The sequence below is a fragment of the Rhodoferax sp. RT5P35 genome, assembly GCF_056521385.1.
Genome location: NZ_JBWMAX010000004.1, coordinates 378,947 through 405,615, shown reverse-complemented (window position 1 = coordinate 405,615; position 26,669 = coordinate 378,947). Strand labels below are relative to the sequence as shown.

At 62.1% G+C, this 26,669-nt stretch carries 29 protein-coding genes and 1 pseudogene; 13 read left to right on the top strand and 17 right to left on the bottom strand.

Annotation, left to right across the window (positions count from 1 at the left end):
• The first annotated feature begins 1 nt into the window (after window position 1).
• The 6 genes from AC097L_RS08460 to AC097L_RS08435 all read left to right on the top strand — a co-directional run bounded on the left by AC097L_RS08460 (window position 2) and on the right by AC097L_RS08435 (window position 4,924).
• On the top strand, window positions 2–454 hold the full coding sequence (locus AC097L_RS08460) for a ribonuclease P protein component (RefSeq protein WP_479585890.1): 453 nt from the start codon (window positions 2–4) through the stop codon (window positions 452–454).
• Window positions 451–723 (top strand): membrane protein insertion efficiency factor YidD, encoded by a 273-nt coding sequence (gene yidD / locus AC097L_RS08455; RefSeq protein WP_479585889.1) that lies wholly within the window; start codon window positions 451–453, stop codon window positions 721–723. Before AC097L_RS08460 ends, yidD begins: the two co-directional genes overlap by 4 nt.
• On the top strand, window positions 720–2,420 hold the full coding sequence (gene yidC, locus AC097L_RS08450; protein ID WP_479585888.1) for a membrane protein insertase YidC: 1,701 nt from the start codon (window positions 720–722) through the stop codon (window positions 2,418–2,420). The genes yidD and yidC overlap by 4 nt, the downstream gene beginning before the upstream one ends.
• A gap of 73 nt (window positions 2,421–2,493) precedes the next feature.
• On the top strand, window positions 2,494–3,864 hold the full coding sequence (gene mnmE, locus AC097L_RS08445) for a tRNA uridine-5-carboxymethylaminomethyl(34) synthesis GTPase MnmE (protein ID WP_479585887.1): 1,371 nt from the start codon (window positions 2,494–2,496) through the stop codon (window positions 3,862–3,864).
• A gap of 18 nt (window positions 3,865–3,882) precedes the next feature.
• Window positions 3,883–4,359 (top strand): Crp/Fnr family transcriptional regulator, encoded by a 477-nt coding sequence (locus AC097L_RS08440; protein ID WP_479585886.1) that lies wholly within the window; start codon window positions 3,883–3,885, stop codon window positions 4,357–4,359.
• Window positions 4,360–4,387: 28 nt separating this feature from the next.
• Window positions 4,388–4,924 carry a hypothetical protein gene (locus AC097L_RS08435; RefSeq protein ID WP_479585885.1) on the top strand — a complete coding sequence of 179 codons (537 nt, stop codon included), beginning with the start codon at window positions 4,388–4,390 and terminating at the stop codon, window positions 4,922–4,924.
• On the opposite strand, the gene AC097L_RS08430 is transcribed toward AC097L_RS08435, so the two are convergent.
• Together AC097L_RS08430 and AC097L_RS08425 are read right to left on the bottom strand one after the other, a co-directional pair.
• Window positions 4,901–5,455, bottom strand: a complete 555-nt coding sequence (locus tag AC097L_RS08430) for an adenine phosphoribosyltransferase (RefSeq protein WP_479585884.1) — start codon at window positions 5,453–5,455, stop codon at window positions 4,901–4,903. The two genes, AC097L_RS08435 and AC097L_RS08430, sit on opposite strands and share 24 nt — an antisense overlap.
• A gap of 53 nt (window positions 5,456–5,508) precedes the next feature.
• Window positions 5,509–7,494 (bottom strand): monovalent cation:proton antiporter family protein, encoded by a 1,986-nt coding sequence (locus tag AC097L_RS08425; RefSeq protein ID WP_479585883.1) that lies wholly within the window; start codon window positions 7,492–7,494, stop codon window positions 5,509–5,511.
• A 40-nt stretch (window positions 7,495–7,534) separates the two neighbouring features.
• Here AC097L_RS08425 and AC097L_RS08420 point away from each other — a divergent pair, with 40 nt between their 5' ends.
• From AC097L_RS08420 to AC097L_RS08405, 4 genes are read left to right on the top strand one after another with little or no spacing between them, the layout of a single operon-like run.
• The gene (locus AC097L_RS08420; RefSeq protein WP_479585882.1) at window positions 7,535–8,521 is read left to right on the top strand and encodes a KpsF/GutQ family sugar-phosphate isomerase; all 987 of its coding nucleotides are present in this window, start codon (window positions 7,535–7,537) and stop codon (window positions 8,519–8,521) included.
• Entirely contained in the window at window positions 8,521–9,069 is a 549-nt protein-coding gene (locus tag AC097L_RS08415; protein ID WP_479585881.1) for a KdsC family phosphatase, read from the top strand. The genes AC097L_RS08420 and AC097L_RS08415 overlap by 1 nt, the downstream gene beginning before the upstream one ends.
• Entirely contained in the window at window positions 9,066–9,686 is a 621-nt protein-coding gene (gene lptC, locus AC097L_RS08410; RefSeq protein WP_479585880.1) for an LPS export ABC transporter periplasmic protein LptC, read from the top strand. Before AC097L_RS08415 ends, lptC begins: the two co-directional genes overlap by 4 nt.
• A gap of 18 nt (window positions 9,687–9,704) precedes the next feature.
• On the top strand, window positions 9,705–10,493 hold the full coding sequence (locus AC097L_RS08405) for an SDR family oxidoreductase (protein ID WP_479585879.1): 789 nt from the start codon (window positions 9,705–9,707) through the stop codon (window positions 10,491–10,493).
• 69 nt (window positions 10,494–10,562) lie between these two features.
• Here the strand turns inward: AC097L_RS08405 and AC097L_RS08400 are convergent, their stop codons facing one another.
• The 14 genes from AC097L_RS08400 to AC097L_RS08335 all read right to left on the bottom strand — a co-directional run bounded on the left by AC097L_RS08400 (window position 10,563) and on the right by AC097L_RS08335 (window position 22,452).
• Window positions 10,563–11,138 (bottom strand): RNA recognition motif domain-containing protein, encoded by a 576-nt coding sequence (locus AC097L_RS08400; protein ID WP_479585878.1) that lies wholly within the window; start codon window positions 11,136–11,138, stop codon window positions 10,563–10,565.
• A gap of 258 nt (window positions 11,139–11,396) precedes the next feature.
• On the bottom strand, window positions 11,397–11,762 hold the full coding sequence (locus AC097L_RS08395) for an RNA recognition motif domain-containing protein (protein ID WP_479585877.1): 366 nt from the start codon (window positions 11,760–11,762) through the stop codon (window positions 11,397–11,399).
• A gap of 187 nt (window positions 11,763–11,949) precedes the next feature.
• Window positions 11,950–12,165 (bottom strand): anti-sigma factor family protein, encoded by a 216-nt coding sequence (locus AC097L_RS08390; protein ID WP_479585876.1) that lies wholly within the window; start codon window positions 12,163–12,165, stop codon window positions 11,950–11,952.
• Window positions 12,162–12,725, bottom strand: coding sequence for a sigma-70 family RNA polymerase sigma factor (locus tag AC097L_RS08385; protein WP_479585875.1), 564 nt, complete (start codon window positions 12,723–12,725; stop codon window positions 12,162–12,164). Before AC097L_RS08385 ends, AC097L_RS08390 begins: the two co-directional genes overlap by 4 nt.
• 135 nt (window positions 12,726–12,860) lie before the next feature.
• Window positions 12,861–14,336 carry a sensor histidine kinase N-terminal domain-containing protein gene (locus AC097L_RS08380; protein ID WP_479585874.1) on the bottom strand — a complete coding sequence of 492 codons (1,476 nt, stop codon included), beginning with the start codon at window positions 14,334–14,336 and terminating at the stop codon, window positions 12,861–12,863.
• Window positions 14,333–15,421: an acyltransferase family protein gene (locus AC097L_RS08375; RefSeq protein ID WP_479585873.1), complete on the bottom strand. Its 1,089-nt coding sequence runs from the start codon at window positions 15,419–15,421 to the stop codon at window positions 14,333–14,335. Before AC097L_RS08375 ends, AC097L_RS08380 begins: the two co-directional genes overlap by 4 nt.
• A gap of 177 nt (window positions 15,422–15,598) precedes the next feature.
• On the bottom strand, window positions 15,599–16,027 hold the full coding sequence (locus AC097L_RS08370) for a nuclear transport factor 2 family protein (RefSeq protein WP_479585872.1): 429 nt from the start codon (window positions 16,025–16,027) through the stop codon (window positions 15,599–15,601).
• Entirely contained in the window at window positions 16,024–16,785 is a 762-nt protein-coding gene (locus AC097L_RS08365) for an SDR family NAD(P)-dependent oxidoreductase (protein ID WP_479585871.1), read from the bottom strand. The genes AC097L_RS08370 and AC097L_RS08365 overlap by 4 nt, the downstream gene beginning before the upstream one ends.
• Before the next feature lie 64 nt (window positions 16,786–16,849).
• Window positions 16,850–17,374 carry a DUF3833 domain-containing protein gene (locus tag AC097L_RS08360; protein WP_479585870.1) on the bottom strand — a complete coding sequence of 175 codons (525 nt, stop codon included), beginning with the start codon at window positions 17,372–17,374 and terminating at the stop codon, window positions 16,850–16,852.
• Window positions 17,371–18,630 (bottom strand): MFS transporter, encoded by a 1,260-nt coding sequence (locus AC097L_RS08355; protein WP_479585869.1) that lies wholly within the window; start codon window positions 18,628–18,630, stop codon window positions 17,371–17,373. The genes AC097L_RS08360 and AC097L_RS08355 overlap by 4 nt, the downstream gene beginning before the upstream one ends.
• Window positions 18,627–19,088, bottom strand: coding sequence for a chalcone isomerase family protein (locus AC097L_RS08350; protein ID WP_479585868.1), 462 nt, complete (start codon window positions 19,086–19,088; stop codon window positions 18,627–18,629). The genes AC097L_RS08355 and AC097L_RS08350 overlap by 4 nt, the downstream gene beginning before the upstream one ends.
• A gap of 74 nt (window positions 19,089–19,162) precedes the next feature.
• Window positions 19,163–20,392, bottom strand: coding sequence for a class I SAM-dependent methyltransferase (locus tag AC097L_RS08345; RefSeq protein WP_479585867.1), 1,230 nt, complete (start codon window positions 20,390–20,392; stop codon window positions 19,163–19,165).
• 21 nt (window positions 20,393–20,413) lie between these two features.
• Window positions 20,414–21,160 carry a DUF1365 domain-containing protein gene (locus AC097L_RS08340; RefSeq protein ID WP_479585866.1) on the bottom strand — a complete coding sequence of 249 codons (747 nt, stop codon included), beginning with the start codon at window positions 21,158–21,160 and terminating at the stop codon, window positions 20,414–20,416.
• Window positions 21,157–22,452 carry an NAD(P)/FAD-dependent oxidoreductase gene (locus AC097L_RS08335; protein ID WP_479585865.1) on the bottom strand — a complete coding sequence of 432 codons (1,296 nt, stop codon included), beginning with the start codon at window positions 22,450–22,452 and terminating at the stop codon, window positions 21,157–21,159. Before AC097L_RS08335 ends, AC097L_RS08340 begins: the two co-directional genes overlap by 4 nt.
• A gap of 459 nt (window positions 22,453–22,911) precedes the next feature.
• Here AC097L_RS08335 and AC097L_RS08330 point away from each other — a divergent pair, with 459 nt between their 5' ends.
• Window positions 22,912–23,778, top strand: a complete 867-nt coding sequence (locus AC097L_RS08330; protein WP_479585864.1) for a ferritin family protein — start codon at window positions 22,912–22,914, stop codon at window positions 23,776–23,778.
• A 1-nt stretch (window position 23,779) separates the two neighbouring features.
• On the opposite strand, the gene AC097L_RS08325 is transcribed toward AC097L_RS08330, so the two are convergent.
• A complete protein-coding gene (locus AC097L_RS08325; protein WP_479585863.1) occupies window positions 23,780–24,982 on the bottom strand; it encodes an HD-GYP domain-containing protein in 1,203 nt (400 codons plus the stop codon).
• A gap of 69 nt (window positions 24,983–25,051) precedes the next feature.
• On the opposite strand from AC097L_RS08325, the gene rfaE2 reads away from it, so the two are divergent.
• On the top strand, window positions 25,052–25,555 hold the full coding sequence (rfaE2, locus tag AC097L_RS08320; protein ID WP_479585862.1) for a D-glycero-beta-D-manno-heptose 1-phosphate adenylyltransferase: 504 nt from the start codon (window positions 25,052–25,054) through the stop codon (window positions 25,553–25,555).
• Window positions 25,548–26,387, top strand: a pseudogene (locus tag AC097L_RS08315) (SLC13 family permease); the annotation flags it as partial. The gene rfaE2 and the pseudogene AC097L_RS08315, both read left to right, overlap by 8 nt.
• Between the last annotated feature and the right edge of the window lie 282 nt (window positions 26,388–26,669).

Here is a 26,669-nt window from a genome sequence, read left to right as displayed (position 1 = left end):
CGTGCAGCGACTTAAAACGCGGGCGCAGTTTCAGGCCGTTTTAGCGGGTAAAACCGTGGCTCGGACACCGCATTTTGCGTTGCACCGTGCTACTTTGGATGTGCTTCCCGTGCCGCCCAAAACTACCGCTAAATCCACGCCCTCTCCTACAGAGCCCGAGTCCATGCGACCGCAGGCTCTGTTTGGCGTTGAGGACGTGTGGGTGGGTGCCATGGCACCCAAGCGCTGGGCCAAGCGTGCGGTGACCCGCAACGCCATCAAGCGCCAGATTTACCAGGTGGTCCAGGCTTTCGAGCCGCGCTTTCCGCAAGCGGCCCACGTGGTACGACTGCGTGCCGTGTTTGACCGCAAGGTGTTTCTCAGTGCTACGTCCGAGCCGCTCAAGTTGGCGGTGCGTACCGAGCTGGAGCAGTTGTTTGGCATGGCTGTCACCAAAGCGGAGTCTGCGCCATGATGCAGTCCTTGCTAGTGGGGGTGGTGCGTGGCTACCGGTTGCTGCTCAGCCCGTGGCTGGGTTCCGCATGCCGGTTCGAACCCACTTGTTCGGTGTACGCATTGGCGGTTTTAGAGCGGCATGGCGCGGCTGCAGGTTCTTATTTGACGCTGAGGCGGCTGGCGCGCTGCCACCCCTGGTGCGACGGTGGACTCGACCTGCCTCCGCACGAGCGTCCCCGGCTTTTTTCTCCCTTGCTTTCCTCCTCTTCACATAAGAAGTCTTCATGAACGATATTCGCCGAACCATCCTGTGGGTGATTTTTGGTTTTTCTATGGTGTTGCTGTGGGACAAATGGCAAGTTTTCAACGGCCATAAAGCAACCTTCTTTCCATCACCCGTTGAGCAGGCGGCTTTGGCCAAGCCTGCGGCAGGTGCCTCCTCGGTACCCGCACCCGTAGCCGCTACGCCTGCAGCCGGGGTGGCCCAGGTACCCGTCGATCCCGCTGCGCCCGCAGCCACCAAAGAGCAGGTGCTGGTCACCACCGACTTGCTGAAGCTGACCTTTGACACCGAAGGCGGCTCCCTGGTGCGTTCCGAGTTGCTAGGCCAGGTCGATATGGCCGACAAGTCGAAGAACTTTGTCTTGCTCGACGACAGCAAAGACCGCTATTACCAAGCCCAGACCGGTCTGATTGCCGGTGTCGGTTCTGTCGGTGGCGCGGCCCTGCCCAGCCACAAGACGTTAATGACTTTGGTGCCCGGCGAACGCACTTTGGCAGAAGACGCCAAGGACCTGACGGTGCGTTTTGAATCCCCCGTGGTGGGCGGCATCAAGCTGGTCAAGACCTACTCGCTGGCCCGTGGTTCCTATGTGATCCACGTGAAGCATGAAGTGCAAAACGTCGGCACCACCGCGGTATCGCCCCAGCTTTACCTGCAACTGGTACGCGACGGCAACAAGCCACCGGGCGAGTCCTCGTTCTACTCGACCTTCACCGGTCCTGCGGTTTACACCGATGCCATGAAGTACCAAAAGGTCGAGTTCAAGAAGATCGAAGAAAACAAGGTCGATATTGAAAAGACCTCCACCACCGGCTATGTGGCCATGGTGCAGCATTACTTTGCCAGCGCCTGGCTGCTGGGCGACGGCATTCAGCGCGACCTGTTCATGCGCAAGGTCGATACCAACCTTTACGCGGTCGGCATGATCACGCCGATGAACGACATTGCGCCCGGTGCCAGCAAGTCGGTGGACGCCCGCATGTTTGTGGGCCCACAGCTTGAAAAACTATTGGAGTCGCTGACCCCCGGACTGGAGCTGGTGAAGGACTACGGCTGGGTCAAGATTCTGGCCGAGCCGTTGTACTGGCTGCTCGACAAGATCCATAGCGTGCTCATGAACTGGGGTTGGTCGATTGTGGCCCTGGTGCTGTTGCTGAAGATCGCCTTCTACTGGCTCAACGCAAAGGCTTATTCCAGCATGGCCAAGATGAAGGCCATCAACCCCCGCATCACCGAAATGCGTGAGCGCCTGAAAGACAAGCCTGCCGAAATGCAGCAGGCTATGATGAAGATTTACCGCGAAGAAAAGATCAACCCGATGGGCGGCTGCTTCCCCATCATGGTCCAGATTCCGGTGTTCATGGCGCTGTACTGGGTGCTGCTGTCCAGCGTGGAAATGCGCAATGCGCCCTGGGCGCTGTGGATCCATGACCTGTCGTCGCCCGATCCGTTCTACATCTTGCCGGTGCTGATGGCCATGACCACCATGCTGCAAACCTCGCTGAATCCCGCACCGCCGGACCCGCTGCAAGCCAAAATGATGTGGTTCATGCCGTTGGCGTTCTCAGTGATGTTCTTCTTCTTCCCGGCCGGGCTGGTGATGTACTGGATTACCAACAACGCCTTGTCGATCGCCCAGCAGTGGATCATTAACACCCGCATGGGTGTTCCACCGAAGTTCCATTTGCCCTCGTTCAAATAACACCGCCCCTGTGGTGTACCAAAGCCGCTGAACCTCCGGGTTGGGCGGCTTTTTTTCTGGAAGATTTCACGCCATGCACAGCCGTAACTTTGATCCCATCGCCGCCATCGCCACCGCACCCGGCCGGGGCGCGGTTGGCATCGTGCGGGTCAGCGGTAAGCACATTGGCCCGGTCATTGAGGCCCTGTGTGGGCGCCCGCTCAAAGCGCGTGAGGCCACGTACCTGCCGTTTCGCGACGCGGCGGGTGGGGCCATCGACCATGGCCTGGCCCTGCATTTCCCGGCCCCGCACTCCTATACGGGTGAAGATGTGCTGGAGCTGCAAGCCCACGGCGGGCCGGTGGTGCTGCAACTCCTGCTGGCGCGCTGCCTGGAGGCCGGTGCGGCCAGCGGCGTGCGGCTGGCCCAGCCCGGCGAATTTACCCAGCGCGCGTTCCTGAACGACAAAATCGATCTGGCCCAGGCCGAAGCCATCGCCGACCTGATCGATGCCAGCACCGAGGCGGCGGCCCGCAGCGCAGCCCGTTCGCTGTCGGGCGAGTTCTCGCACGAGATCCACGCCCTGCGCGATGGTCTGGTCCACCTGCGTATGCTGGTCGAAGCCACGCTAGACTTTCCTGAAGAAGAAATCGACTTCCTGCGCAAGGCAGATGCGCACGGGCAGCTATCAAAACTACAGCAAAAACTGGTGACTGTGATGCAACGCACCCGCCAGGGCGCTTTGCTGCGCGAAGGCATCAAGGTGGTGATTGCGGGCCAGCCGAACGCGGGCAAGTCGTCCTTGCTGAACGCCCTGGCCGGGGCCGAGCTGGCCATCGTCACCCCCATTGCCGGCACCACGCGCGACAAGGTGGCCCAAACCATCCAGATCGAAGGCGTGCCCATCCACGTGATCGATACCGCCGGGCTGCGCCGCAGCGAGGATGCCATCGAGGCCATCGGCATCGAGCGCGCCTGGGCCGAGATCGAAGCCGCGGATACGGTGCTGTTTTTGCACGACCTGACCCGTGCCGACCTGGCCGACTACCAAGCTGCCGATGCCGCCATCGCCACTGAGCTGGCCCAGAAGCTGCCGCCTCGCGTGCCGGTGATCGACGTTTGGAACAAGCTGGACTCGCACCAGGCCACCACTGGCCTGCTGGCTCTGTCCGCTAAAACCGGTGCCGGGCTGGATGCCCTGCGCCACAAGCTGCTGGACGTAGCCGGTTGGCAAGCCTCGCCCGAAGGTGTTTTTATCGCCCGGGCCCGCCATGTGCAGGCCTTGCAACGCGTCGAGGCGCATGTGGATGCAGCCATGGCGCATTTGGCGGCACAGGCGCAGTTGCTGGACCTGCTGGCCGAAGAGCTGCGGCTGGCCCAAAATGCCTTGAACGAGATCACCGGGGCCTTCAGTGCAGACGATTTGCTGGGGGTGATTTTTTCCAGCTTTTGCATTGGTAAATGAATGCCATAAACTCGGACTATGACCACTGCAGTGCCCGATCTCCAAGGACTCATTGATGCATTGCTGCTGAACAAAGCCCAGGACGGCCTGAACCTGAACCTGGTGCCCTCCCAATGGGTGGAATTGGCGCAGTATTTGCAGCCGTTGACGCTGCCGCACGGCGATGTGTTGTTTAAACAGGGGTCGATGGACCGCACCCTTTACTTTGTGGCCAGTGGCAGCTTGAGCGTGCACTTTGAAGATGCCGAGAGCCGCATCCGGCTGGCGATTGTGGGCGCTGGAAGTGTGGTGGGGGAAGGCAGTTTTTTTACCGCCATGCCGCGCAGTGCCACAGTGCAGGCGGGCAGTACCTGCGTCTTGTGGGGTTTGTCCCCCATGCGTTTTACCGAAATGGCCCACCGCAAGCCCGAACTGGCCCTGGCGCTGGCCATGGGTGCGGGTGCGGTGGTGGCCAAGCGTTTGATACACAGCCGATACCGTGTCGCGGTGACATGAGTGAGCTGCCCCAAAGGAAGGCAAAAACATGTCTTTTTTAAACTGGTTTTCGCGCAAACCCCAAGCCGCTGCGGATGCGGTCCATACCGCTATGCCCGACCCAGACCCATTGCGGGACGCACGGATCGACCGCCGAGAGCGCTTGTATGCGGTGGTTCGTACCTCACTGGTACAAGCCGGTGTGCAAACAGCCTGCTTTAAATTCAAGGTGCTGGCGTTGGACGACCAGGGTCAGCAATTTCTGGTGATGGTGGATGTGGCACCACCTTGGGGTGGTGATGCAGGGTGGAGGTCGCGCATTGAGGCGCAAGTGGTCCAGACCGCACAAGCCCAGCATGGTCTGGTGATTACTTCGGTGTATTGGCGCAACAATTCTGAGCTAGTGGTTGGGTCGCCCAGCGTTCCTGCTAGCCTTTCGGGTCCGGAGCCTGGTCCATCGGACAGGGTCAGCTTGGCGGGTGGCGTGGGCCGTTATGAACCCTTGCAAGATGATGAGGTGGCCGCCTTCCAACAGGCCTTGGAAGCGGCCTCTCGGCTGCCCTCAGTGCCCGGAAAAATCCACTAGCGTAAACAAGGACAAACCGCTTTCGCGCAGTTTGTTGGAACCACCCAGCTCGGGCAGATCGACGATTGCCGCGCCTTCGACCACTGTAGCACCGAGCTTTTCGAGCAGCTTTTTACCAGCCATCATGGTGCCGCCGGTGGCGATCAAATCGTCGATTAGCAGCACCCGGTCTCCCGGTTTGACGGCATCGGTGTGCAGTTCCACGGTGGCGCTGCCGTACTCCAACTCGTAGGTTTCTTCTACCGTGGTGAACGGCAGTTTGCCCTTTTTACGAATCGGTACAAAGCCGATGTTGAGCTCATAAGCCACCACGGCACCCAGGATGAAGCCGCGCGCATCCAGGCCGGCTACCACGTCCGGGCGCAGCGCAGGGTCCATATAGCGGTGCACAAAGGCGTCGATCATCACGCGGAAGACGCGCGGGTTTTGCAGCAGCGGGGTGATGTCCCGAAACTGTACGCCGGGCGCGGGCCAGTCGGGCACCGTACGCATATGGGCCTTGAGGTACGCGTTGACGCTGAAGCTTGTCATGGGAGTGTCACTAAAGGAGAGGAGGGTGGCTATTGTGCCTTGGCCTACCCGCTTCAGCCCTTTAAAAACTTATCTTCGGCCAAGGCCAGGGTCGCGGCCTCGCCGGACAGCACCAGGGTGTCGCCATCCTGCAGCAACACACTGTCGCCGGGCTCCTCGGTTTTGCCATTTTTGCGCCGCAAACTGATCACCCGTACTCCCACGGCGTGCAGGGCTAGTCGGCCCAAAGGCTTGCCCAGGCATTTGGCGGCAATCGTCAGCGTGAGGGTGGTCAGGCGCTCGTGGTGCAGCTCGTCTACACCGTTGTCGTCAGCCCCGTGGAAGTAGCCGCGCAGCAGGTTGTAGCGCGCATCGCGCTGGTCCTGCACCACCCGGATCACCCGGCGCATCGGCACACCCACCAAGGCGAGCGCATGGCTGGCCAGCATCAGCGAGCCTTCAATCGCCTCGGGCACGACTTCGGTGGCACCGGCCTGGCGCAGTTTCTCCAGATCATGGTCGTCCTGGGTGCGCACAATCACCGGTACCTGGGGTGCATGGGCGCGGGTATGGGCCAATACCTTGAGTGCGCCCGCTACATCCAGGTAGGTGATGACCACCGCGCTGGCCCGCGCCAGGCCCGCCGCCATCAGCGCCTGCAGCCGGGCTGCATCGCCAAACACCACAGAATCGCCCGCAGCGGCGGCCTGGCGAACGCGGTCCGGGTCCAGATCGAGCGCCATGTAGGGAATGCCTTCGCGCTCCAGCATGCGGGCCAGATTTTGCCCGCAGCGGCCGTAACCGCAGATGATCACGTGCTTGTTGGCATTGATGGATTTGCGGGCGATGTGTGTCATTTGCAGCGACTGCTGCAGCCACTCGCTGCTGACCAGTTTCATCACGATCTTGTTGCTGAACATGATGATGAAGGGTGTGGCCAACATCGACAGCACCATGCTGGCCAGAATCGGATTCAGCAAAAACGGAGGCACGAGCCGGTTTTCCTGCGCCAGCGTCAGCAGCACAAAGCCAAATTCACCTGCCTGCGCCAGGTACAGCCCGGTACGCAGCGACACCCCCATGGTGCCACCCAGCAGCCGTGCCAGCGCCGTCACCATCGCCAGCTTGAACAGCACCGGCAAGCTCACCAGCAACAGCACCAAGGGCCAGTGGTCCAGCACCAGCCGCCAGTCCAGCAACATGCCGATGGTGATGAAAAACAGGCCCAGCAGCACATCGTGGAACGGGCGGATATCGGTTTCCACCTGGTGCTTGTATTCGGTTTCAGAAATCAGCATACCCGCGATGAAAGCCCCGAGCGCCAGGCTCAGGCCGGCCAGTTCGGTCAGCCAGGCCAGGCCCAGTGTGATCAGCAGCAGGTTAAGCACAAAAAGCTCTTCGCTCTTGCGCCGCGCCACGATGGTTAGCCACCAGCGCATCACCCGCTGTCCGCCCACCAGCAGCACGGTGATCAAGGCTGCGGCTTTGAGCGATGCCAGTGCCAACGAGGTCAGAAGTTGTTCGGGGGACGAGCCCAGCGCCGGGATCAGTACCAGCAAGGGCACCACCGCCAGATCCTGGAACAGCAGCACGCCCATGACGCGCTTGCCATGCTCGGATTCCATTTCGAGCCGCTCGGCCATCAGCTTGACCACAATGGCGGTACTGCTCATGGCCAGCGCCCCCGACAGTGCCAAAGCCGTTTGCCACTCTATATGCCATAGCTTGGGTGCGGCGATCGCCAGCGCCAGAGACGCAAACGTGGCCAGCAGCATGGTGATGGTGACCTGGAAAAGGCCCAGCCCGAACACATGCTGGCGCATGGCCCGCAGTTTGGACAGGTTGAATTCCAGCCCGATTACAAACATCAGAAACACCACCCCAAACTCCCCTAGGTGCTTGATGCCCTCGGAATTCTGCGCCAGCGCCAGCGCATTGGGCCCAATCACCACGCCCACCACCAGATAACCGAGCATGGGCGGCAGTTTCAGTGAACGGAACGTGACCACCCCCAGCACGGCGGCCAGCAAGTACATCAGGGTCAGTTCGAGTCCGGTCATAGGCCTATGCTAACAAGGGCACGCCGATAGAATCACGGCCATGACATCTGCTCCTCCCTTTGACGCAGCGCGGGCTCTGCGCCAAGCGTCTGATACCTTTGATATTGAAGCTGCAGCCGTTGCAGGCCTGAAAAACCGCCTGACCGAGGCCTTTGCCCGCTCCGTGCAATTGGTGCTGAATGTGCAGGGCCGCGTGGTGGTCATGGGCATGGGTAAAAGCGGCCATGTGGGCCGCAAGATCGCCGCCACCCTGGCATCCACCGGCACCCCGGCGATGTTTGTGCACCCTGGCGAGGCCAGCCATGGCGACCTGGGCATGATCGAGCCTCGCGACATCGTACTGGCCATCTCCAACAGCGGCGAGTCCTCCGAGATCACCATTCTGCTGCCGGTGCTCAAGCGCCAGGGCGTGCCCTTGATTGCCATCACCGGCGGCCTGCAATCCACCCTGGCCCGCCACGCTACCGAAGTGCTGGACGGAGGCGTGGACAAAGAAGCCTGCCCACTGAACCTGGCCCCCACCGCCAGTACCACCGCCCAATTGGCGCTGGGCGACGCGCTGGCCGTGGCCTTGCTGGATGCGCGCGGCTTCCAGCCCGAAGACTTTGCCCGCTCCCACCCCGGTGGCGCGCTGGGCCGCAAGCTGCTCACCCATGTCAGCGACGTGATGCGCTCTGGCGAAGAGGTGCCGCGCGTCAACCCTGACACCCTGTTGGGCGACATGATGCGCGAGATGAGTGCCAAGGGAGGTCTGGCCGCCATCGTGGATGCGCAGCAGCAGGTGCTGGGCGTGTTTACCGATGGCGACCTGCGCCGCCTGGTTGAAAACGGCGTAGACCTGCGGGCCGCACGGGCGCGTGAAGTCATGCACCTGCATCCGCGCAGCATCCAGCCCCAGGCGCTGGCGGTCGATGCGGCCGAACTGATGGAGCGCCACCGCATTACCAACGTGCTGGTGGTGGAACCCGGCGGCGTGCTGGTAGGTGTGGTGCATATTGGCGACTTGATGCGGGCGAAGGTCATTTGATGTCCACCCCGGCACTCCATTTCCCGCCCGAACTACTGCTGCAAGCCCAGGACATACGTGTTGCTTTTTTCGATGTCGATGGGGTGCTGACCGACGGTGGCCTGTATTTTTCGGAGTCTGGCGAAACCCTTAAGCGCTTCAATACGCTGGACGGCCACGGCCTCAAGCTGCTGCAAAAAGCCGGTATCACCCCCGCCATCATCACCGGTCGCGACTCCCAGCCCTTGCGTGCGCGTTTGCAAGCCCTGGGCATCGCCCATGCGGTTTTTGGCACGGAAGACAAGCGCCCAGCGGCCGAAAAAATCCTGGCTGAACTCGGGCTGGACTGGTCCCAGGCGGCGGCCATGGGCGACGACTGGCCCGATCTGCCGGTGATGCGCCGTTCTGCTTTGGCCTGCGCCCCTGTCAACGCCCAGGCCGAGGTGCTCGCGGCGGCCCACTATGTTACGCAACGCTCTGGTGGCCACGGTGCGGCCCGCGAGTTTTGTGATCTGCTGCTGGTGGCCAGCGGCCGCTACGATGCGCTGCTGCAAGCGTACCTGGCATGACGACGGCGATGCTGCAGTCTGCGTGGAACCGCCTGTCGATCTACCTGCCTATTTTGTTGATGGGTGTACTGGCCTTGGGCAGCTACTGGCTGGTGTGTAACACGCCGATTTTTGCGACGGCCGATGTGGCGGCCCCTCTGACGCACGAGTCAGACTACTTCATGCGCAACTTTTCGGTGAAGAACTTTGACGCCCAGGGCCACTTGAAAAGCGAAGTTTTCGGCACCGAGGCCCACCACTTTCCCGACACCGACACGGTGGAAATCAGCCAGGTGCGCATTCGCTCGGTGAATCCGCAGGGCCTGGTCACCGTGTCCACCGCCGACCGGGGCCTGAGCAATGGCGATGGCTCCGAGGTGCAGTTGTTTGGCAATGCTGTGGTAGTGCGCCAGGCGGTAGTGGACAAAGGCGTGGTGGTGCAGCCCAAAATGGAGTTTCGCAGCGACTTTTTGCATGCCTATCTGGAGACCGAGCGGGTGCGTTCGAACAAACCCGTCACCTTGGTGCGGGGCGCAGATACCTTTACCGCTGACTCCATGGATTACAACAATCTCGACCGCCAGATGCAGCTCGACGGGCGTGTCAAAGGCATTTTGATACCCCTGCCTGCCAAATAAGGCCGCCCAAGGAAGCGCATGTCCAAACTGGTTTTCATCACGGGTGCCTCCAGCGGCCTGGGCCAGGCCATGGCTCTGCGGTTTTTTCAGGCTGGCTACAGGCTGGCTTTGGTGGCCCGACGTGCTTCAGTGGTTGAATCATGGGCTAGCGCACAGGGAATCAGCACGAGTAGCTATCAAATATATAGTGCGGACGTGGCGGCTCCTGACAGCATCATCGCTGCAGGCAGGGCCTGCATCGCCAGCCAGGGCGTGCCGGACGTGGTGGTTGCCAGCGCGGGCATCAGCATTGGTATGGACACCGCCATGCTGGAAGATATGGCCGTGATGGCGAAAATTTTTGCCACCAACAACACCGGTATGGCAGCAACTTTCCACCCTTTCCTACAGGCCATGGTGCAGCGGGGGAGTGGGGCTTTGGTGGGAATTGGCAGCGTGGCAGGTATCCGCGGTCTCCCTGGCCATGGGGCTTACTGTGGGAGCAAGGCTGCGGTGATTGCTTATTGTGAAAGTTTGCGCGGTGAGCTGCGACCCAGCGGGGTCAAGGTGGTGACAATTTGCCCTGGTTATATCAATACGCCCTTGACACAAAAAAACGGCTATAGCCTGCCGTTTTTAATGCAACCAGAAGCCTTTGCCAATAAGGCTTTTGCGGCCATAGAGGCGGGTGTCAGCTACCGGGTCATTCCGTGGCAGATGGGTATCGTGGCCAAGTTAATGCGCTTATTGCCCAATGCCCTGTTTGACAAGTTATTGGTGGGCCGGGCCCGCAAACCCCGGCAGTCTGTCAATTCTGAAACCCATTGAATACAGCGCGTAGAAACAAAAAAGGCTCCTAAGAGCCTTTTTGAGTGTGATGAAATCCCGGTTAACGCATTAGTAACCGCCACGGCCACCGCCGCCGCCATTACCACCGCCACCGCCTCGGGGGCCGGAACCGTAGGGGCTACGAAAACCACCGTCGCCGCCGCCGCCACCACTGCGACCACCGCCGCCGCCGTAACCGCCACCACCACCTTCGCCACGGCCACCACCACCGCCGTAACCGCCGCCGCCACTGCGACCACCGCCGCCGCCGTAACCGCCGCCACCTTCGCCACCGCCGCTACGGCCACCACCACCACCATAACCGCCGCCGCCACCACCACCGCCGTATCCACCACCGCCGTATCCACCACCGCCGCCAGTGCGGGGGGGACGCGCCTCCATGGGGCGGGCTTCGTTGACAACGCAACTACGGCCGCCTAGGGGCTGGCCATTCATGCCGTTGATAGCCGCTTGTGCTTCGGCATCGCTACCCATTTCGACAAAACCAAAGCCTTTGGAGCGGCCGGTGTCGCGCTCCATCATGACTTTGGCGCTGGTGACGCTACCGAACTGGCCAAAAGATTGTTCCAGATCGCTGTCGCGCACGGAGTAAGGCAGATTGCCGACGTACAGTTTGTTGCCCATCAAGGGACTCCTCAAAAACACATTAATAAAGCGATGGAATCCCGAAAACGCAATCTGAAAACTTAGGACGCGAAACCGATCGACACCGCAAACGCGTATGGAAAAGTAAACCACACTTTTATATTATGCGGCGACTTCGGTGGAATTCAAATAAAAAATGCGCCTGTCCATGAGCCTGTAAATTCCGGACAACAAAAAAGGGCCATGATGACCCTTTTTTATTTTGTGGCAGAGGCGCAAGCCCCAAGCGAACAAATTTTAGTAGCTGTTGCGGCCACCGCCGTAGCCGCCGCCACCATTGCCGCCGCCGCCGTAGCCGCCGCCATTGCCACCACCGTAGCCACCGCCGCCGCCACCGGAGCGGGGAGGACGTGCTTCCATCGGACGTGCTTCGTTGACAACCAGATTACGGCCGCCCATAGCTTGACCGTTCATGCCCTTGATAGCAGCTTGTGCTTCTGCATCGCTGCCCATTTCGACAAAGCCGAAACCCTTGGAGCGGCCGGTGTCACGTTCCATCATGACCTTGGCGCTGGAGATGGAGCCGAACTGGCTGAAAGCCTGTTGCATGTCTTCATCGCGGAAAGAATAAGGCAGGTTGCCTACGTAAAGTTTGTTGCCCATGAAAGGACTCCTCTAAAAAACGCAAAACGCGATGGAGTCCGATAACCGCAATCAACAAACCATTGAAGACTAAAGCAGACGCGAAACTGACCAATCACCGCAAACTCGTACTGCCACTTAATGACAGAACCTCGTGATTATGCCTGCATCTGGCCAAGAAGCCACAAAAACTTGCGATCTTGTTGCTTTACAGCCCGTTCTCTTCACTATCTTTAGCGCCGTAGTGGCGCCATTGCCGCATGGCGTGGCGCATGGTGAGCAGCTGGCGTTCAAACCGGGGGCAGGCTTTGCAGGCCATCAAATGCAGGCGCAGCGCCACCGCGTCGGACAGCGCAATACGGCGGTCTTCGCGGGCCACCATGAGGGCGGCAGCTTGTTTACAGGTCCGTCGTAGCGGGATCACACGGTCTCCTTCGATGTGCCAAACCAGTTGAGTTCCAGGCATTCGCGCAGCCGCAGTCGGGCGCGGTGCAATTGGACATAGAGGTTGGTCGGCGTTAAACCCAGTTCCTTACAAATATCGTCGCTGGACAGCTCCAGCCATTCGCGCATCAAAAACACCCGGCCCAGCATGGCGGGCAGTTTTTCGGTGCAGACCTCCATGACCTGGAAAAACTGGCGTGAGCTCAAATCCTGCTCGGGGTTGCCCCACTCGGCGGTGGTCTGCGCGAAATGGCCGTCGGTCTTGAACACCAGGTTGTCCAGCTCGTCGGCCCATTCGCTATCAGTGTCCAGACACACTTCGCGGGCGTTGTGCCGAAACACATCCAGCACCTTGTGTTTGAGGATGCCCACCAGCCAGGTCTTGAGCTGCGAACGGCTGCCAAACGACTGCGGCTTGCTCAAAGCGGCCAGCAAGGTCTCGGACACCGCATCTTCGGCCCAGGCATCGTTGCGCAATTGCAGGCGGGCAAAGCGCAGCAAATAGCTGCGGTGTGTCGCCAGTTCGTTTTGGAAATCCATGGGGCCGAAGTATCACCGATAGGTTTTTCAGCGGTGCAGCACAACGCACAGGCCTGCTTTGCGTTACCTGCCGATGGCGGTTGATGCCGGTCCGGCGTAGTGCCGTTTAGGGGCCGAGCACCAAGGCGGGTGTTTTCACTCCACCCCGGATGTTGCCCTCGCAAACCGCACCGCCACCCGTATGCCCGGCGTCGCCGCATCTGCGCGGGCATCTTCCAGCGTTACTTCTGCGCTGTGCTGGCGCGCGATTTCCTGGACGATGGACAGGCCCAGGCCGGAGCCGTCGGCTTCAGTGCCCAGGGCGCGGTAGAAGGGCTGGAACACCAGCGGGCGCTCAGCCTCGGGGATGCCGGGGCCGGTGTCTTCGACCTGCAGCAGCACACTGGCCGTGGCGCGGCCAATCGGGCTGATGGGGCCGATGGGAGTGGCCGTATCGGCCAACACGCGGGCGGTAATGATGCCGCCCGAGGGGGTGTAGTTGATGGCGTTGTCCACCAGGTTGCGCACCAGCTCCTTGATGAGTGTAGGGTTGCCGTTGAGCTGCACGTCGGGGCTGCCGGGCTCGGCACCGTCATAACCCAGGTCGATGCGTTTTTCCAGCGCGCGGGGCACGGAGTCGCGCACCACGTCCATGGTCAGGCGGGCCAGGTCGCAGAGCTGCAGGCTCAGGCTGACGCTGCCGTTTTCGGCCCTAGCCAAGGCCAGCAGTTGGTTGACGGTGTGGGTGGCGCGCACGCTAGAGCGGCCAATTTGCTGCAACGAGCGTTTGAGTTCGGCCGTGCTGGTGCCTTCGCGCTGGGCCAGGTCGGCCTGCATGCGCAGCCCCGCCAGCGGGGTTTTGAGCTGGTGGGCGGCATCGGCCAGAAAGCGTTTTTGGGTGGCGATGGAGTCTTTGAGACGGTTGAGCAGGTCGTTGACGGACGAGACCAGCGGCGCAACCTCCAGCGGCACGGTTTTTTCGTCCAACGGGCTCAGGTCGTCCGAGGTGCGGGCGCGGATGCGCTCTTCCAGGCTCTTCAGTGGCTGGATGCCGCGCGCCAGTGCCAGCCATACCAGCAGCACCGCCAGCGGCAGAATGACGAACTGCGGCAGCATCACGCCCTTGATAATTTCGGTCGCCAGTACCGAGCGCTTTTCGCGCGTTTCTGCTACTTGCACCAGGGCCAGCGGGCTGCCGGGCAGGTCCAGCGTGACCCACAGGTAGGCCACGCGCACGTCGAGGCCGCGCATTTCGTCGTCGCGCAGGTGCACCGGGCCTTCAGCGGGCTTTTCGGTAGTGGGCGGCGCAGGGAAGTCGTGCTCACCGCTGAGGTACTCGCCACGCCCGCCCAACACCTGGTAGTAAACCTGGTCGGAGTCGTCGGCGCGCATGAATTCGCGGGCGGGTAGGGGCAGATTGAACTGCGCCTGGTGCGGCTGCGACACCACCAGCAATTGCGACAGGGCCTGTACGTTGTATTCCAGCGCCCGGTCAAACGGCTTGCCCGCAATGCCCTGCGCCACCAGCCAGGTCAAAGCCAGGCTGATCGGCCATAGCAGCAGCAGGGGCGTGAGCATCCAGTCCAGGATTTCGCCGAACAGGGACCGTTGCTCGCGCTGGAAGATTTTCACTGGGTGGAGGTGGAGGTGGCGGTGGGGGTGGAGGTGGAGGTGTGGAATTTGCCCGCAGCTGCCATTGGCACCAGAGAAAAGGGCCGTTCAATGAGCAGAAAAAGCACTGCAGCCCCCAACATGGTCAGCAAAAACAAGGGCACCAGCATGCCCCAGAACAAGATTGGCCCGTACATGCTGTGGGGCAGGCGCGGGGCCAAAAGCAAGAAATAGATTTGCAGCACCAGCCCGTGTACCAGATAGTAGGAGTAGCTCATATTGCCCAACCAGCGCAACGGTGTCCATGAAAATGCACGCGGTAGCCTGGCCTGCGGCACCACGAAACACAGCCAGCAAAGGGTAAAGAAGGAGGCGAACAGCACGGTGATTTTGTAGACGTAGCCTACCGAGCCCACGGTGGGCAGCAGGGTGTTAAGCAGCCCGACCAGCAGGGCCACAAGGGCTACACGGCTGGTGATGTAAGGCATGCGCAGGCCGCTGCGCACAGCTTCTTGCAACAAGATGCCCGCAATAAACATGGTTAGCCGGACCGGCCCCGTGAAGAGGGCGCAGTACACGGCGATTCCGATGGCGATGGCGGCAAAAAACACCACCCGCCAGGATGCTGACCGGCTACGCAGCCGGAAAACCCAGATGAGCAAGGGCAACGCCAGGTAGTAAAAAATTTCATAACTCAACGACCAAGCTACCGTGATTAAAGGCTGGATCGGAAACAGGCCAGGCAGCAACAGAAAGTTCGCCAACCAATACACCACAGCGTGCACGGGGGCACTCGGTATCTTGCTGCCACTCGGCAGTGCCAGAGACATCACGGTGTAGACCAGCAATACGACCCCAAAAGTGGGATAGATGCGTTGAACACGGCGGCCCATAAAGCGTAAAAACGGCTGCGGCCGCGCCATCAAGGACGCGTAAATCAAATACCCGCTGAGCACAAAAAACAAATCCACGCCCACATTGCCGATGGTGTGCAGCCCGTCGGTGAACCGGATTAGCTCACTATTGGTTTCAATCCAGGGTTGCGCCAAGCTCACATAGTGGACGATAAAAACCAGGAACACGGCAAAGCCGCGCAAGCCCTCCATGGGCCACACGTTGTGCCCGGAGCCGCCCCGCGACAATTCAAATCTTTGCTCCAGCCAATGCACAGGACGCCTTTTTACCGTTGAGGGGTGTGGGTGGCAATAGTCTGCCGTGGTGGTATTCGCCACCGCCGATCTTAGAACGTTCTTAGCGGGATATATGCGTTGGCTGAAGCTGACTCAGGCGTTAGCGCGCCGCTTGAACCAGCGCATCAGCCCGCCCACCAAAGGCAGCTTTTCGTACAGCTCCTCGGCCGCGTCCCAGTAGTCGCGGTGCAGGGTGATGCGGCCCTCTGCGTCCAGCTGCAGGTGGCTACCGCCGTGGATAGTCTGGTCGGTGCCAGTGGCGAAGTTTTTGAAACGAAAGTGGAAGTCCCAGGTCAAAAAACACTGGTTGCCACTGGCGATGCGCTCCACCACTTTGAAGCGCGGGGCTTCCAGGGCGGTGAACATGTGCGCGTAGATGCCCTGGATGGCGGCCACGCCCTGCACGTCCTTGAACGGGTCTTTGAAGCGGGCGTTGGGCGCATAGAAGTCGCCGCAACGGGCTACCGACTGCGGGGTCAGCGTTTCGAAAAATTCGACGATGCCGTCGATGGGTTGGTTCATAGCCCGGTCATCCGGCGGATGGCGGGAAAGTAAGCCCAGTAGGGCAGCAGGCGCAACGTTTTCATCCAGCGGGTAAAGCGCTTGGGGAAATGGATTTCAAACTGGCCCCGCGCCCAGCCGCGCAATATCTCGTGGGCTGCCTGCTCGGGGGTGATGAGGGCGGGCATCTGGAACTCGTTTTGGGCGGTCAGCGGGGTTTGCACGAAGCCGGGACAAATCAGGCTCACGCCGATGCCGCGCTCAACCAGGTCCAGGTACAGGGTTTCGGCGAGGTTGATGAGCGCGGCCTTGGTGGGGCCGTAGGCCAGGCTTTGCGGCAGGCCGCTGTACCCGGCCACGCTGGCCACCAGGCTGATGTGACCATGGCCCTGGCGCAGCAGGGTAGGCAGCACGGCATCCAGCATGTGCAGTGCGCCCACGTAGTTGACCTGCAGGTGCTGCTGCATCTCGGCCAGGCTGTAGGCCGTGGCGCGCTGGGGGCGGTAGTAGCCCGCGCAGTACACCACCGCGTCGATGCGGTCCAGAGAGTCTGCGGCGGCGCGCACGGCGGCCGGGTCGGCAGCGTCCAGCGGCAAGGCCTGCGCGCCGGGGTGTTCGGCCACAAAGGCATCGAGCGCGGCGGCCTGGCGGGCCGACACCACCACCTGCGCGCCCTGGCCGTGCAGCAGCCCGGCGGTGGCTCGGCCAATGCCGCTGGACGCGCCGATCAGCCACACGGTTTTGCCGCGCCAGTCGGTGAGGGGGGGATTCAGTGCCATGGTGGGTACTATGTTTTTTATAGCTGCTAGCGAAGATGCTATATGCGCTAGAAGCCGATTTGGCTTAGCGTTTGGTGAAAGACAAGGTGACCTCGCCCAGTTTGATGCCCAGCTTGCTCATGGTGGCTTTGTTGAGCATGACCTTGTCGGTCATGAGGTACATCCAGTCGTCAAACTGCACGTTGTAGACCGAGCCATCCACCGGCAGGGCCAGGGTGTATTGCCAGTGGAAGGCGTTGCCGCTTTCCGCGCCCAGGGCGGCACCCACCACGTCGTCTGCGCGGCCGGTGTAGCGGCCATCGGCCTCGCGGTGCAGGCGCCAAACGCGCTTTTGTAGCGTGCCATCCGAGTAGGTAAATGACTCGTCAAGCACGCCATCGTCGCCGGTCCAGCTGCAGACCATCAGCACGGTGAAGCGCTTGACCACCTTGCCCGAGCGGTCGGTGAACACGCCGTAGGCATCCAGCGTGCCGTTGAAGTAGGTGCGCAGGTCCAGCTTGGGGGTTTGGCCTGCGTAATCGGCGACTTGGGGGCCCGCGCAACCGGCCAGAGCGGCGCTGGTGGCCAAAAGTAAGAGACGGCGTTTCATAGGGAGTCCTTGGAGCGAATGATGAGCAAATAAAGCGCCGCCGCCGCTGCCAGCTTCAGGGCGCAGGGCAGCAGGCAGTAGGTGGCGGTGAGGGCGTTGAGTGCGGCGGCATCCTGCGCGCCGGGGGTGTAGCCAAAGTGGGCCAGCAGCGGCAGGGCCAGCCCGGCGGCCAGGGCCAGGTTCAGCTTGGTGGCGAAGTTCCACCAGCCGAAGTACAGGCCGGCGAAGCCTTGTCCATCAGTACCTTGTTTTTGCACGATGCCCGCCAGCAGCGCGCTGGGCAGGGCCAGGTCGGTGCCCAGGGCGATGCCAGAGGCGGCGCAGACGATGAGAAACGCCGTGCTGTCGCCCGCACCCAGCAGGGACGCACCCACAAACGCCGCCACCGCCACGCCCATGCCCACGCCCCAGGTGCGCGCCAGCCCCAGCCGGGGCACCAGGCGCAGCCACAGCGGAATCGACAGGGCGGCGCACACAAAGTAGGTAGCCAGGAACAGCGGCTGCAATGCCTGCGGGGCCAGCAACCGGTCTTGCACAAAGAACAGCACCAAGGTGGCGGGCACGGCGCTGGCGATGCCGTTGAGCACGAACACGCCCAGCAGGCGGCGAAACGGGGGGTTGCGCAGCGGCAGCCACAACGCAGCGTGGGTCTTGGACGGGCCTTGCGGGGCGGGCGCGATGGCGCGGGTCCAGGCCAGCCAGCCCAGGGCCAGGGCCAGCGCCAGCAGTACCACCGTGGTGGGCAGGCCCAACAGCACCGGGGCCACACTGGCCGTCACCACGCCCACCAGGCCCAGACCTTCGCGCCAGGCGACGATGCGGCTGCGCTCGGCCTCGTTACCGCCCAGCAGCCCGGCCCAGGACTGGTGCAGCACGCCCAGGGTGCTGTAGGCGGTGTAGGTGACGACCAGCAGTGCCGCGGCCCACAGCAGTACGTGGTCTTGGGTGGCGGGAAAGAACAGGCCCCAGAAGCCCAGCGCCATCACCACCGCCGCCCCTGACGCTACGCCAAGCACGGCGCGGCTGGAGCGTGCAAACAACGCATCGCCCCAACGGCCCAGCAGCGGGTCGATGATGCCGTCGAACAGGCGCGCGCCTAGCAAGATCTGCCCCAGTACCGCCAGCGGCACGCCCAGCGTGGTGGCGTAGTGGTTGGGCAGCACAACGTACAACGGCAGCGCCACAAAGGCCAGCGGCAGGCCCATCAGGCCGTACAAAAAGCCATTGCGGGGGCTGAATGCCGCGGCAGAGGTCATGGGTTGCCCGCCAGCAGCGCCTTGCGCATTGCGGGCTCGGAGGTTTGGGGCGACAGCCAGATGCCGAAGAACAGGCGTGCAAAGTCGCCGTCGCTGACCTCGCCGGTGGGCTGGCCATTGGTGAAGAAGCGGGCGGTACGGGTCTGCGGAAGGTAGATGCCCAGGATGCGGTCGGTTTTCTTCACGTCGGGAATGGCCGATTCCAGCTTCTGCTGCCAGGCCTTGGCCTGTGCGTCGGAAATAGTCGCACTGCGGCGCATCTCGTCCAGCGAGCGGCGGGCAATGTCGGCGCGCGTGAAGTCGCGCAGGTAAGTCAGCTCCAGCGCCAACGCGGTATCGGCATAGCGCGCGGCCTGGAAGCCGGGGGCCACCCACAGCTGCGCGTCGTAGATGTCAAAGCCCCAGACCTTCAGCCGGGTGCTGCCCGCCAGGCTGGCCTGTGGCACGGTAGAGGCCACGTCGGTAGGTACGTCCGCCGCCCACACATTTAAGCAAAATAGGCCGCTAGCGCAGATAGCACCTGCGCAAGTAGCTATTTTTTTAATAGCGTGTACTGGACGAGGTTGATGTTGCCCTTGTCGAAGGCGGCTTCGCAGTAGGCCAGGTAGAACTCCCATAAGCGCATGAACCTTTCGTCGAAACCGAGTTGCAGCACCTCTGTGCGGGCAGCCAAAAACTTGTCGCGCCAGCGGCGCAGGGTTTCGGCGTAGTCGGGGCCGAAGGCGAATTCGTCCACCACCTCCAGCCCGGCCGCCAAGGCTTCGCGCCGGAATTCACGCGGGCAGGGCAGGCAACCGCCGGGGAAGATGTACTGCTGGATGAAGTCGGTGCTGCTGATGTAGCGCTCGAACAGGCTGTCGTCGATGACGATGCTCTGCACGCAGGCGCGGCCACCGGACTTGAGCAGGCGGGCCACCGTCTGGAAGTAGGTGGGCCAGTATTCGCGGCCCACGGCTTCAACCATCTCGACGGAGCAGATCGCGTCGAAAGGCGCATCGGCAATGTCGCGATAGTCTTGCAGGCGCAGGTCTGCGCGGCTGTCCACGCCCAGGCGCTGCACGCGCTGGTTGGCAAAGGCCAGTTGTTCTGTGCTCAGGGTCACACCGGTGACGTGGGCGTTGAATTCGACGGTGCCCATTTCGGCCAGTGCACCCCAGCCGCAGCCAATCTCCAGCACCCGGTCGCCGGGCTGTACCTGGGCCATGGCCAGGGCGCGGCGAACCTTAGCGTTTTGCGCCTCGCGCAGCGGTTTGTCCAGATCGCCTTCGAACCAGGCGGACGAGTAGTTCATGCTGTCGTCCAGCCACAGGCTGTAGAAAGCGTTGCCCAGGTCGTAGTGGGCGTGGATGTTCTTCTGGCTATTGGCCTTGGTGTTGCGGTTCAGCAGGTGCTTCATGCGGTACCACAGGCGGCCCACCCAGTTGCCGTAGATCACGTCTTCGATTTCTTGCCGGTTGCATATGAAGACGGTGAGCAGATCGGTCAGGTTGGGCGTGGTCCAGTCGCCGTCGATATAGGTTTCGGCCACGCCGATGTCGCCGGATTTGAGGGCTGCCGAACACACATTCCAGTTCTTCAGCGTCATGGCCGCCGTGGGAGCGTCGCCGTGCTGCTGGTGGTTGCCAAACACGTGCATGCTGCCGTCGGGCAACTGCATGGTGATGCTGCCGTGGCGCAGGCGTTGCAGCAGCTTCAGGGCGGTACGGGCGGCGGCCGGGGCATCGCTGGGCACGGAAAAGCGGGGGGCGGTGGTGGTGTTCATGGCTTCTTTTAATCGTCAGAACTATCGCGTCACAAAATCTTTGGGCGGCAGGGGTTTGCTGAAAAAACGCACGCGTTTGCGCCACAGGCGGAAGGCCTGCCAGTGGATGCGCGCCACCACGCCCAGCGTCATGGCCGGGTAACGCCAGAGTGCGTGGCGGATGCTGGCGGGGGTAATGGGCTGCAAAGTGCCGCTGACGCTGGTCTCGATCAACGCGCCTTGGCTGTCGTCATAGTCCACGCGGGCCACGGTTTTGTCGCCACTGCGCATGAAGCGGAAGCGGTAGCCGCCCTCCACCGGGCAAAACGGCGATACGTGGAACACCTTGGCCGCCGTCAGCTCGACGCCATAGCGGGGCTGGTCCAGCACGTAGCAGTGGCGTTCGCCAAAGGTGTTGTTGACCTCGACCACGATGGCCCGCAGGCTGCCGTTCGGGCGGTGGCAGTACCAGAAGCTGACGGGTTTGAAGGTGTGGCCGAAGACGCGCGGATAGCAGTGCAACCAGATTTCGCCGTCGGCATCGGTGATGCCTTCGCGTTGCAGCAGGGCCTCCATCCAGGCCAGCGCGCTGCCTTGGCCATCGCCGTGGTCGCAGTCGTAAAAGCTCAAAGGGGCGCGGCGGTTGATGGCCAGCGGTGTACTGCCCAGGTTGCGCATCGGCAGCATCAAAAAATACGTGGGGTAGGCGAACGCATGCCGCACCGGGCGCAGCCGGGTGTGGCGGACTTGGCCAAAGCCGATCTGTGCCTGGTGGGGGGCTTGGTTCATGGCCCGGCTTTCAACAGCTCGGCCACCGCCAGCCCGGCTTTCAGGCCGTCTTCGTGGAAGCCATAGCCCATCCACGCGCCACAGAAATAGGTGTTTTGCTGGCCTTGCAACGCGGGCATGCGCTGCTGCGCGGCGATGGCGGCGAGATCGAGAACCGGGTGTGCGTAGTCAAAAGTGCCCATGACATGGGTACGCGCAATTTCGCGGGTTGGATTCAGCGACACCACGACCGGCTGCGCCCAGGGCAGGGGCTGCAGTTTGTTGAGCCAGTAATGCAAGCACACGCGGGCCGATTCGGTGGCGGTGGCTGGGGCACGCTCGTAGTTCCAGGCGGCCCAGGCTGTAGGGTTGCGCGGCAGCACCGAGGCATCGGTGTGCAGCACGGCACGGTTGGCGTGGTAGTGGATAGCGCCCAGCGTAGCCTGCTCAGCTTGGGTGGGCGCGGCCAGCAGGGCCAGGGCCTGGTCGGAATGGGTGGCCAGCACCACTTTGTCGAAGCGCTCGGTGCGGGCAAAGCCGTGGTGCTGGCTGGTAATGAACACGCCCTCTGCCTTGCGCTCGATGCGCATCACCGGGCTGTTCAGGCGCTTGTCGGCAATATTGGCGGTGATCTTGTCCACGTAATGCCGCGCGCCGCCAGTTACCGTCCACCACTGCGGGCGATTCAGCACCTGCAGCAGGCCGTGGTTGTGGCAAAAGCGCACCATGGTGGCCACCGGGAACAACAGCATCTGTGCCGTGGGGCAGCTCCAGATGCAGCCCATCATGGGCAAAAAATACCAGTCGCGAAAGGCGGTGCCAAAGCGGTGCTGGTCCAGAAATTCGCCCAAGGGCTGGGCCAGGGCGGCATCGTTTCCCTCCAGCGCGAGCTGGGTGGTGATCTTGTTGAAGCGCAGCAGGTCGCGCAGCATGCCCCAAAAGCGCGGGCTCCACAGGTTGCTGCGCTGGGCAAACACGCTGGCCAGGGTGCTGCCGCTCCATTCCACATAGCGTTCGCCTGCCACATTCGAAGGGATCTGGGCCGAGAACGACATATCCGTTTTGGATGTGGCTACGTTCAACTCGGCCAACAGGGCGATGAGCTGCGGGTAGGTGCGTTCGTTGAAGACCAGGAAACCGGTGTCCACACCGTGGGTGACCAAGCCGTCGGGGGTGGGCAAGGTCAGATCAACAGTATGGGTATGGCCACCAAAGTAGCTGCCCGCCTCGAACAGCGTGGTGTGGGCTTGGCCCTGCAGGCTGTGCGCCACGGCCAGCCCGGAGATACCGGAGCCGACGATGGCCAGCTTCATGCGGTTTGGCATTGCGCTGAAAGGAAAGTGGCTGCGAAGCACCCCAAGGCGAACGAGGGAGTGAGGGAGGAGGAGAACCGCCCCGGGATTGCGTTCCGACACACAGAGTGCGGACGGCTTCGCTGCCAGAAAAAGGTGTGCGTCCCATCGGCCGCAATGCCGGTACAGACAGGCCCTGACCGCCATAAGTTCCTAGCCCGCGCCGCAAGACGCGGGTAAAGGAATGTGAAGCACGGGGTGGATGGAAAACACATGTAGCGATAATATACCAATCAGTCGCTTTGCGACTAACAAGTTTTATTTTATGTGGCCTACAGCCTGGATGCCATGTCTCTGACATAAAGCAATGCATGGACCGCCTAAAATGGAGTGTCACGACTTACATAGCGCTGGACACAAAGGGCCTGAATCCAGTCCGCCCGGTGCTGCGTATAGTCTTAGGTGTTATGAAGGATTGCAATGCTCTACCCTGAACTTTTCAAACAATTAGAAGCCGTGCGCTGGAACATGGACAAAGACGTTCCATGGGACGCGTTTGACCTGGCCTTGCTCTCTGACGAGCAGGCGCAAACCATCAAGATGAATGCCATCACCGAGTGGGCGGCCCTGCCCGCCACCGAGATGTTTTTGCGCGACAACCAGGACGACAGCGACTTCTCCGCCTTCATGTCGATCTGGTTTTTTGAAGAGCAAAAGCATTCGCTGGTGCTGATGGAGTACCTGCGCCGCTTCCGCCCCGAGCTGGTGCCCACCGAGCAAGAGCTGCACGATGTGCGTTTCGAGTTTGACCGGGCCCCGCCGCTGGAGACTCTGATGCTGCATTTCTGCGGCGAAATCCGCCTGAACCACTGGTACCGCCGCGCCAGCGAATGGCATTCCGAGCCGGTGATCAAGAACATTTACACCAAGCTCAGCCAGGACGAAGCACGCCATGGCGGTGCCTACTTGCGCTACATGAAACGCGCCATCGCCAACGTGGGCAATGAAGCCCGTACCGCCTTCACCAAGGTCGGCGTGCTGATGGCCAGCGCCCGCCGCACGGCCCAGGCGTTGCACCCCACCAACCTGCACGTGAACGAGAGCCTGTTTCCGCGCGACACCATCCAGAGCCGCCTGCCCGACCCAGCGTGGCTGGAGCACTGGCTGGATACGCAGATCAAGTTCGATGCGGTGTGGGAGGGCAAGGTGGTCGATCGCATCCTGCACAACCTCAGTCTGCTGATGGACCGCAGCTTCAAGACCGTGCAAGAGCTGAACCGCTACCGCAAGGAAGTCAGCAGGGAGCTGGCCGCCGAAGTGGAACCCGCAGTCCCCGCCGCCACCTAGACTAAATCAGCGCCAGCAGGCGTTCTAGCTGCACCTGAACCTTGACTTCGCGGTGCGGCACGTGGGCGATGATTTTGGTGGTGGGCATATTGGTTTCGCGCACGATCATCTCGCCCATGGGCATGCCGTCGCGGTTGATGATCACCGCCACGCGCGGGGCCGTGGTGTTGGCACTGCGGCGAATCACCATCGCCACCTCGCCATTTGCCAGCCGCACATACACCCCCGGTGAATACACGCCCACGGCCTTGATCAGGGCCGCACCGGCTTGGTCCACATGCTGTTTTTCGTCGAAATAGCAGGCCTGCATGGCGGCGTTGGGCGGCATGGACAAACGGCCTGTCCGCGGGGACAGCCGGGCGATGAAGGTGTCTGCCCGCTGCAGCAACCGGGCCAACCGCATGGCCACGGTTTTGTCCGCTAGCGGGCCTGGTGCACGGTCGTGGTGGTGGCGCACCGCCAGCAGCCAGTCTTCGTTGTCCACCCCCATGGCCACCAGCATGCTGAAGGCCCGCTGTGCGTGCTGTTCCACCTGGTCGATTTGCTTGGTGGTCAGGGCATGGTTTTGTACCGCCAATTCGTCCTGTAGTGCGGTCATGGCGATGTTCATGGTCAGCGCGGCCTTGCCCAGCGTGGCATCCTGGTCCGACGGCCAGTTCAGCACCTCGCGCGCAGCCAGGCTGCACACCACATAGACCAGCATGGCGTGGGTGGCGCTGTACATCTGCACTTCGGTGGCCGACAAATGCATCAGCGCGCACAGCGTGGCATCGGGGTGGTGCTGCACCAAGGTGTGCAGCTCGGCATAGAGCTTTTCCAGCCGCGGCAGGAACTGCTCCCCCTGCGGGTCGCGTAGCAGGCCGTTGGCGCGGATTTGCAGGGCCGTCCAGTCGGGAATGCGAGCCGCTTCGGTGGCGGTTCCCTTAACCAGGTCGGATACCCCCAGCTGCATTTCGGCAATGTCGCCCAGTGAAGTCTCCGTGCGCACCATGTCGTACAGCTTACCGACGTAGGCGCGGTGGTTGTCGGCCGCATCCACGTCCACACACAGGGTCATGCCGCGCGAGGTCCAGTAAGTGATCTCTTCGCGCTCGGTGATGATGTAGCCTTTGTGCGCCAGCAGCACGCCCTGTTCGTTGCGCAAAGCAAACGGCAGCGGTTGCCCGAGGCGCAGCGTGGAGGTGTTGACGGCTATGAGGTTCATGGTGGGCAAGAGTATCAGTTCCATCATCGGCAAAGCAACACGGTTCTTGAGGGCTGCTAGCATTTGCGCATGACCGACACCTTCGCTCCTCCCGCCTTTCTGGCCAAAATCTGCAGCCGCGCCGACGCACCGGCCCGGCTGGTCCATTTGCCTCGCCCCTGGGTGTTTACCAACGGCGTGTTCGACATCCTGCACCGCGGCCACGCCAGCTATTTGGCGCAAGCCCGGTCGCTGGGCGGCAGCCTCATCGTGGCGCTGAACAGCGATGCCTCGGCCCGCCGCCTGGGCAAGGGCCCAGACCGCCCGCTGAACGCCGAGGCCGACCGCGCCGTGCTGATGGCCGCGCTGGAGTCGGTGAGCCTGGTCACCTGGTTTGACGAGAACACGCCGCTGGAGCTCATCACCGAACTGCGCCCCGACATCCTGGTCAAGGGTGGCGACTACGACATGCAAAAACTGGCCGAGACGGCGGTGGTGCAGGCTTACGGCGGCACGGCGCGGGCGATTCCGTTTCTGGACGGCTATTCCACCACCGCGTTGGTCCGCAAAATCAAGCAGCCTAGCGGTGTTTGAGTCGCTGCGCAAAGACAGGTTTCTGCACATCCTGCTGCTGGGTCTGGTGGGCCTGAGCTTTGCCACCCACACGCCGCTGGCCGCCTACCCCGGCCTGGTGGACTGGCCCACCATCGCCGCCCTCACCGGCCTGCTGGCACTGACCAAGGCTGTAGAGGCCAGTGGTGCACTGCACCGCCTGGGCCACTGGCTGGTGGGCTACATGACCAGCGAGCGCGCGGCCGCCCTCTGCCTGGTGGGCGCCGCCGCTGTGTTGTCCACCGTGCTGACCAACGACGTGGCGCTGTTCGTCGTCGTGCCGCTCACCTTAGGCATCTGCCGCATCACCCCGCTGCCGACCACCCGGCTGGTGGTGTTCGAGGCGCTGGCGGTGAATGCGGGTTCGGCCCTCACGCCCATTGGCAATCCGCAAAACCTGTTCCTGTGGCAGCTGTCGGGCAGTTCGTTTGGCGGCTTTGTGCTGCACATGCTGCCGCTGGTGGCGGTGCTGATGGTGTTGCTGCTGGCTGTGACGGCCCTGGCCTTCTCCGCCCGCGCCTTGCAGGCGACCGACCCCGATACGGAATACCCGCTGGACCGCCGGCTGCTGGGTGCGTCGCTGCTGCTGTACCCCGTGTTTCTGTTGCTGACCGACCTGCACTACGCGCCCTGGGCCTTGGTGGCCGTGCTGCTGTGCCTGGGGGTGCTGCATTGGCGCGTGCTGGCGCAGATCGACTGGGGACTGCTGCTGGTGTTTGTGCTGATGTTCATCGACCTGCGCCTGCTGGTCGGGCTGGATGCGGTGCAGCACGCGCTGGCAGGTTGGGCACTGGCCCAGCCGCTGCACCTGTTCTGGGCTGGCATTGCCAGTTCGCAAATTATCAGCAACGTACCCGCTGCGATTGCACTGGCCGAGTTTTCCAAAGACTGGAAAGTGCTGGCCTACGCCGTCAACATCGGCGGCTTCGGCCTGATGGTCGGCTCACTGGCCAACCTGATCGCCCTGCGCATGGCCCCCGACACACGTGCCTGGATCAGCTTCCACGTGTGGTCGCTGCCGTTTTTGGTGGCCGGGGCGGTGCTGGGGTGGCTGCTGCTGTTTGCTATGTAATAAGTAGCTACTGGCGTAGATGCT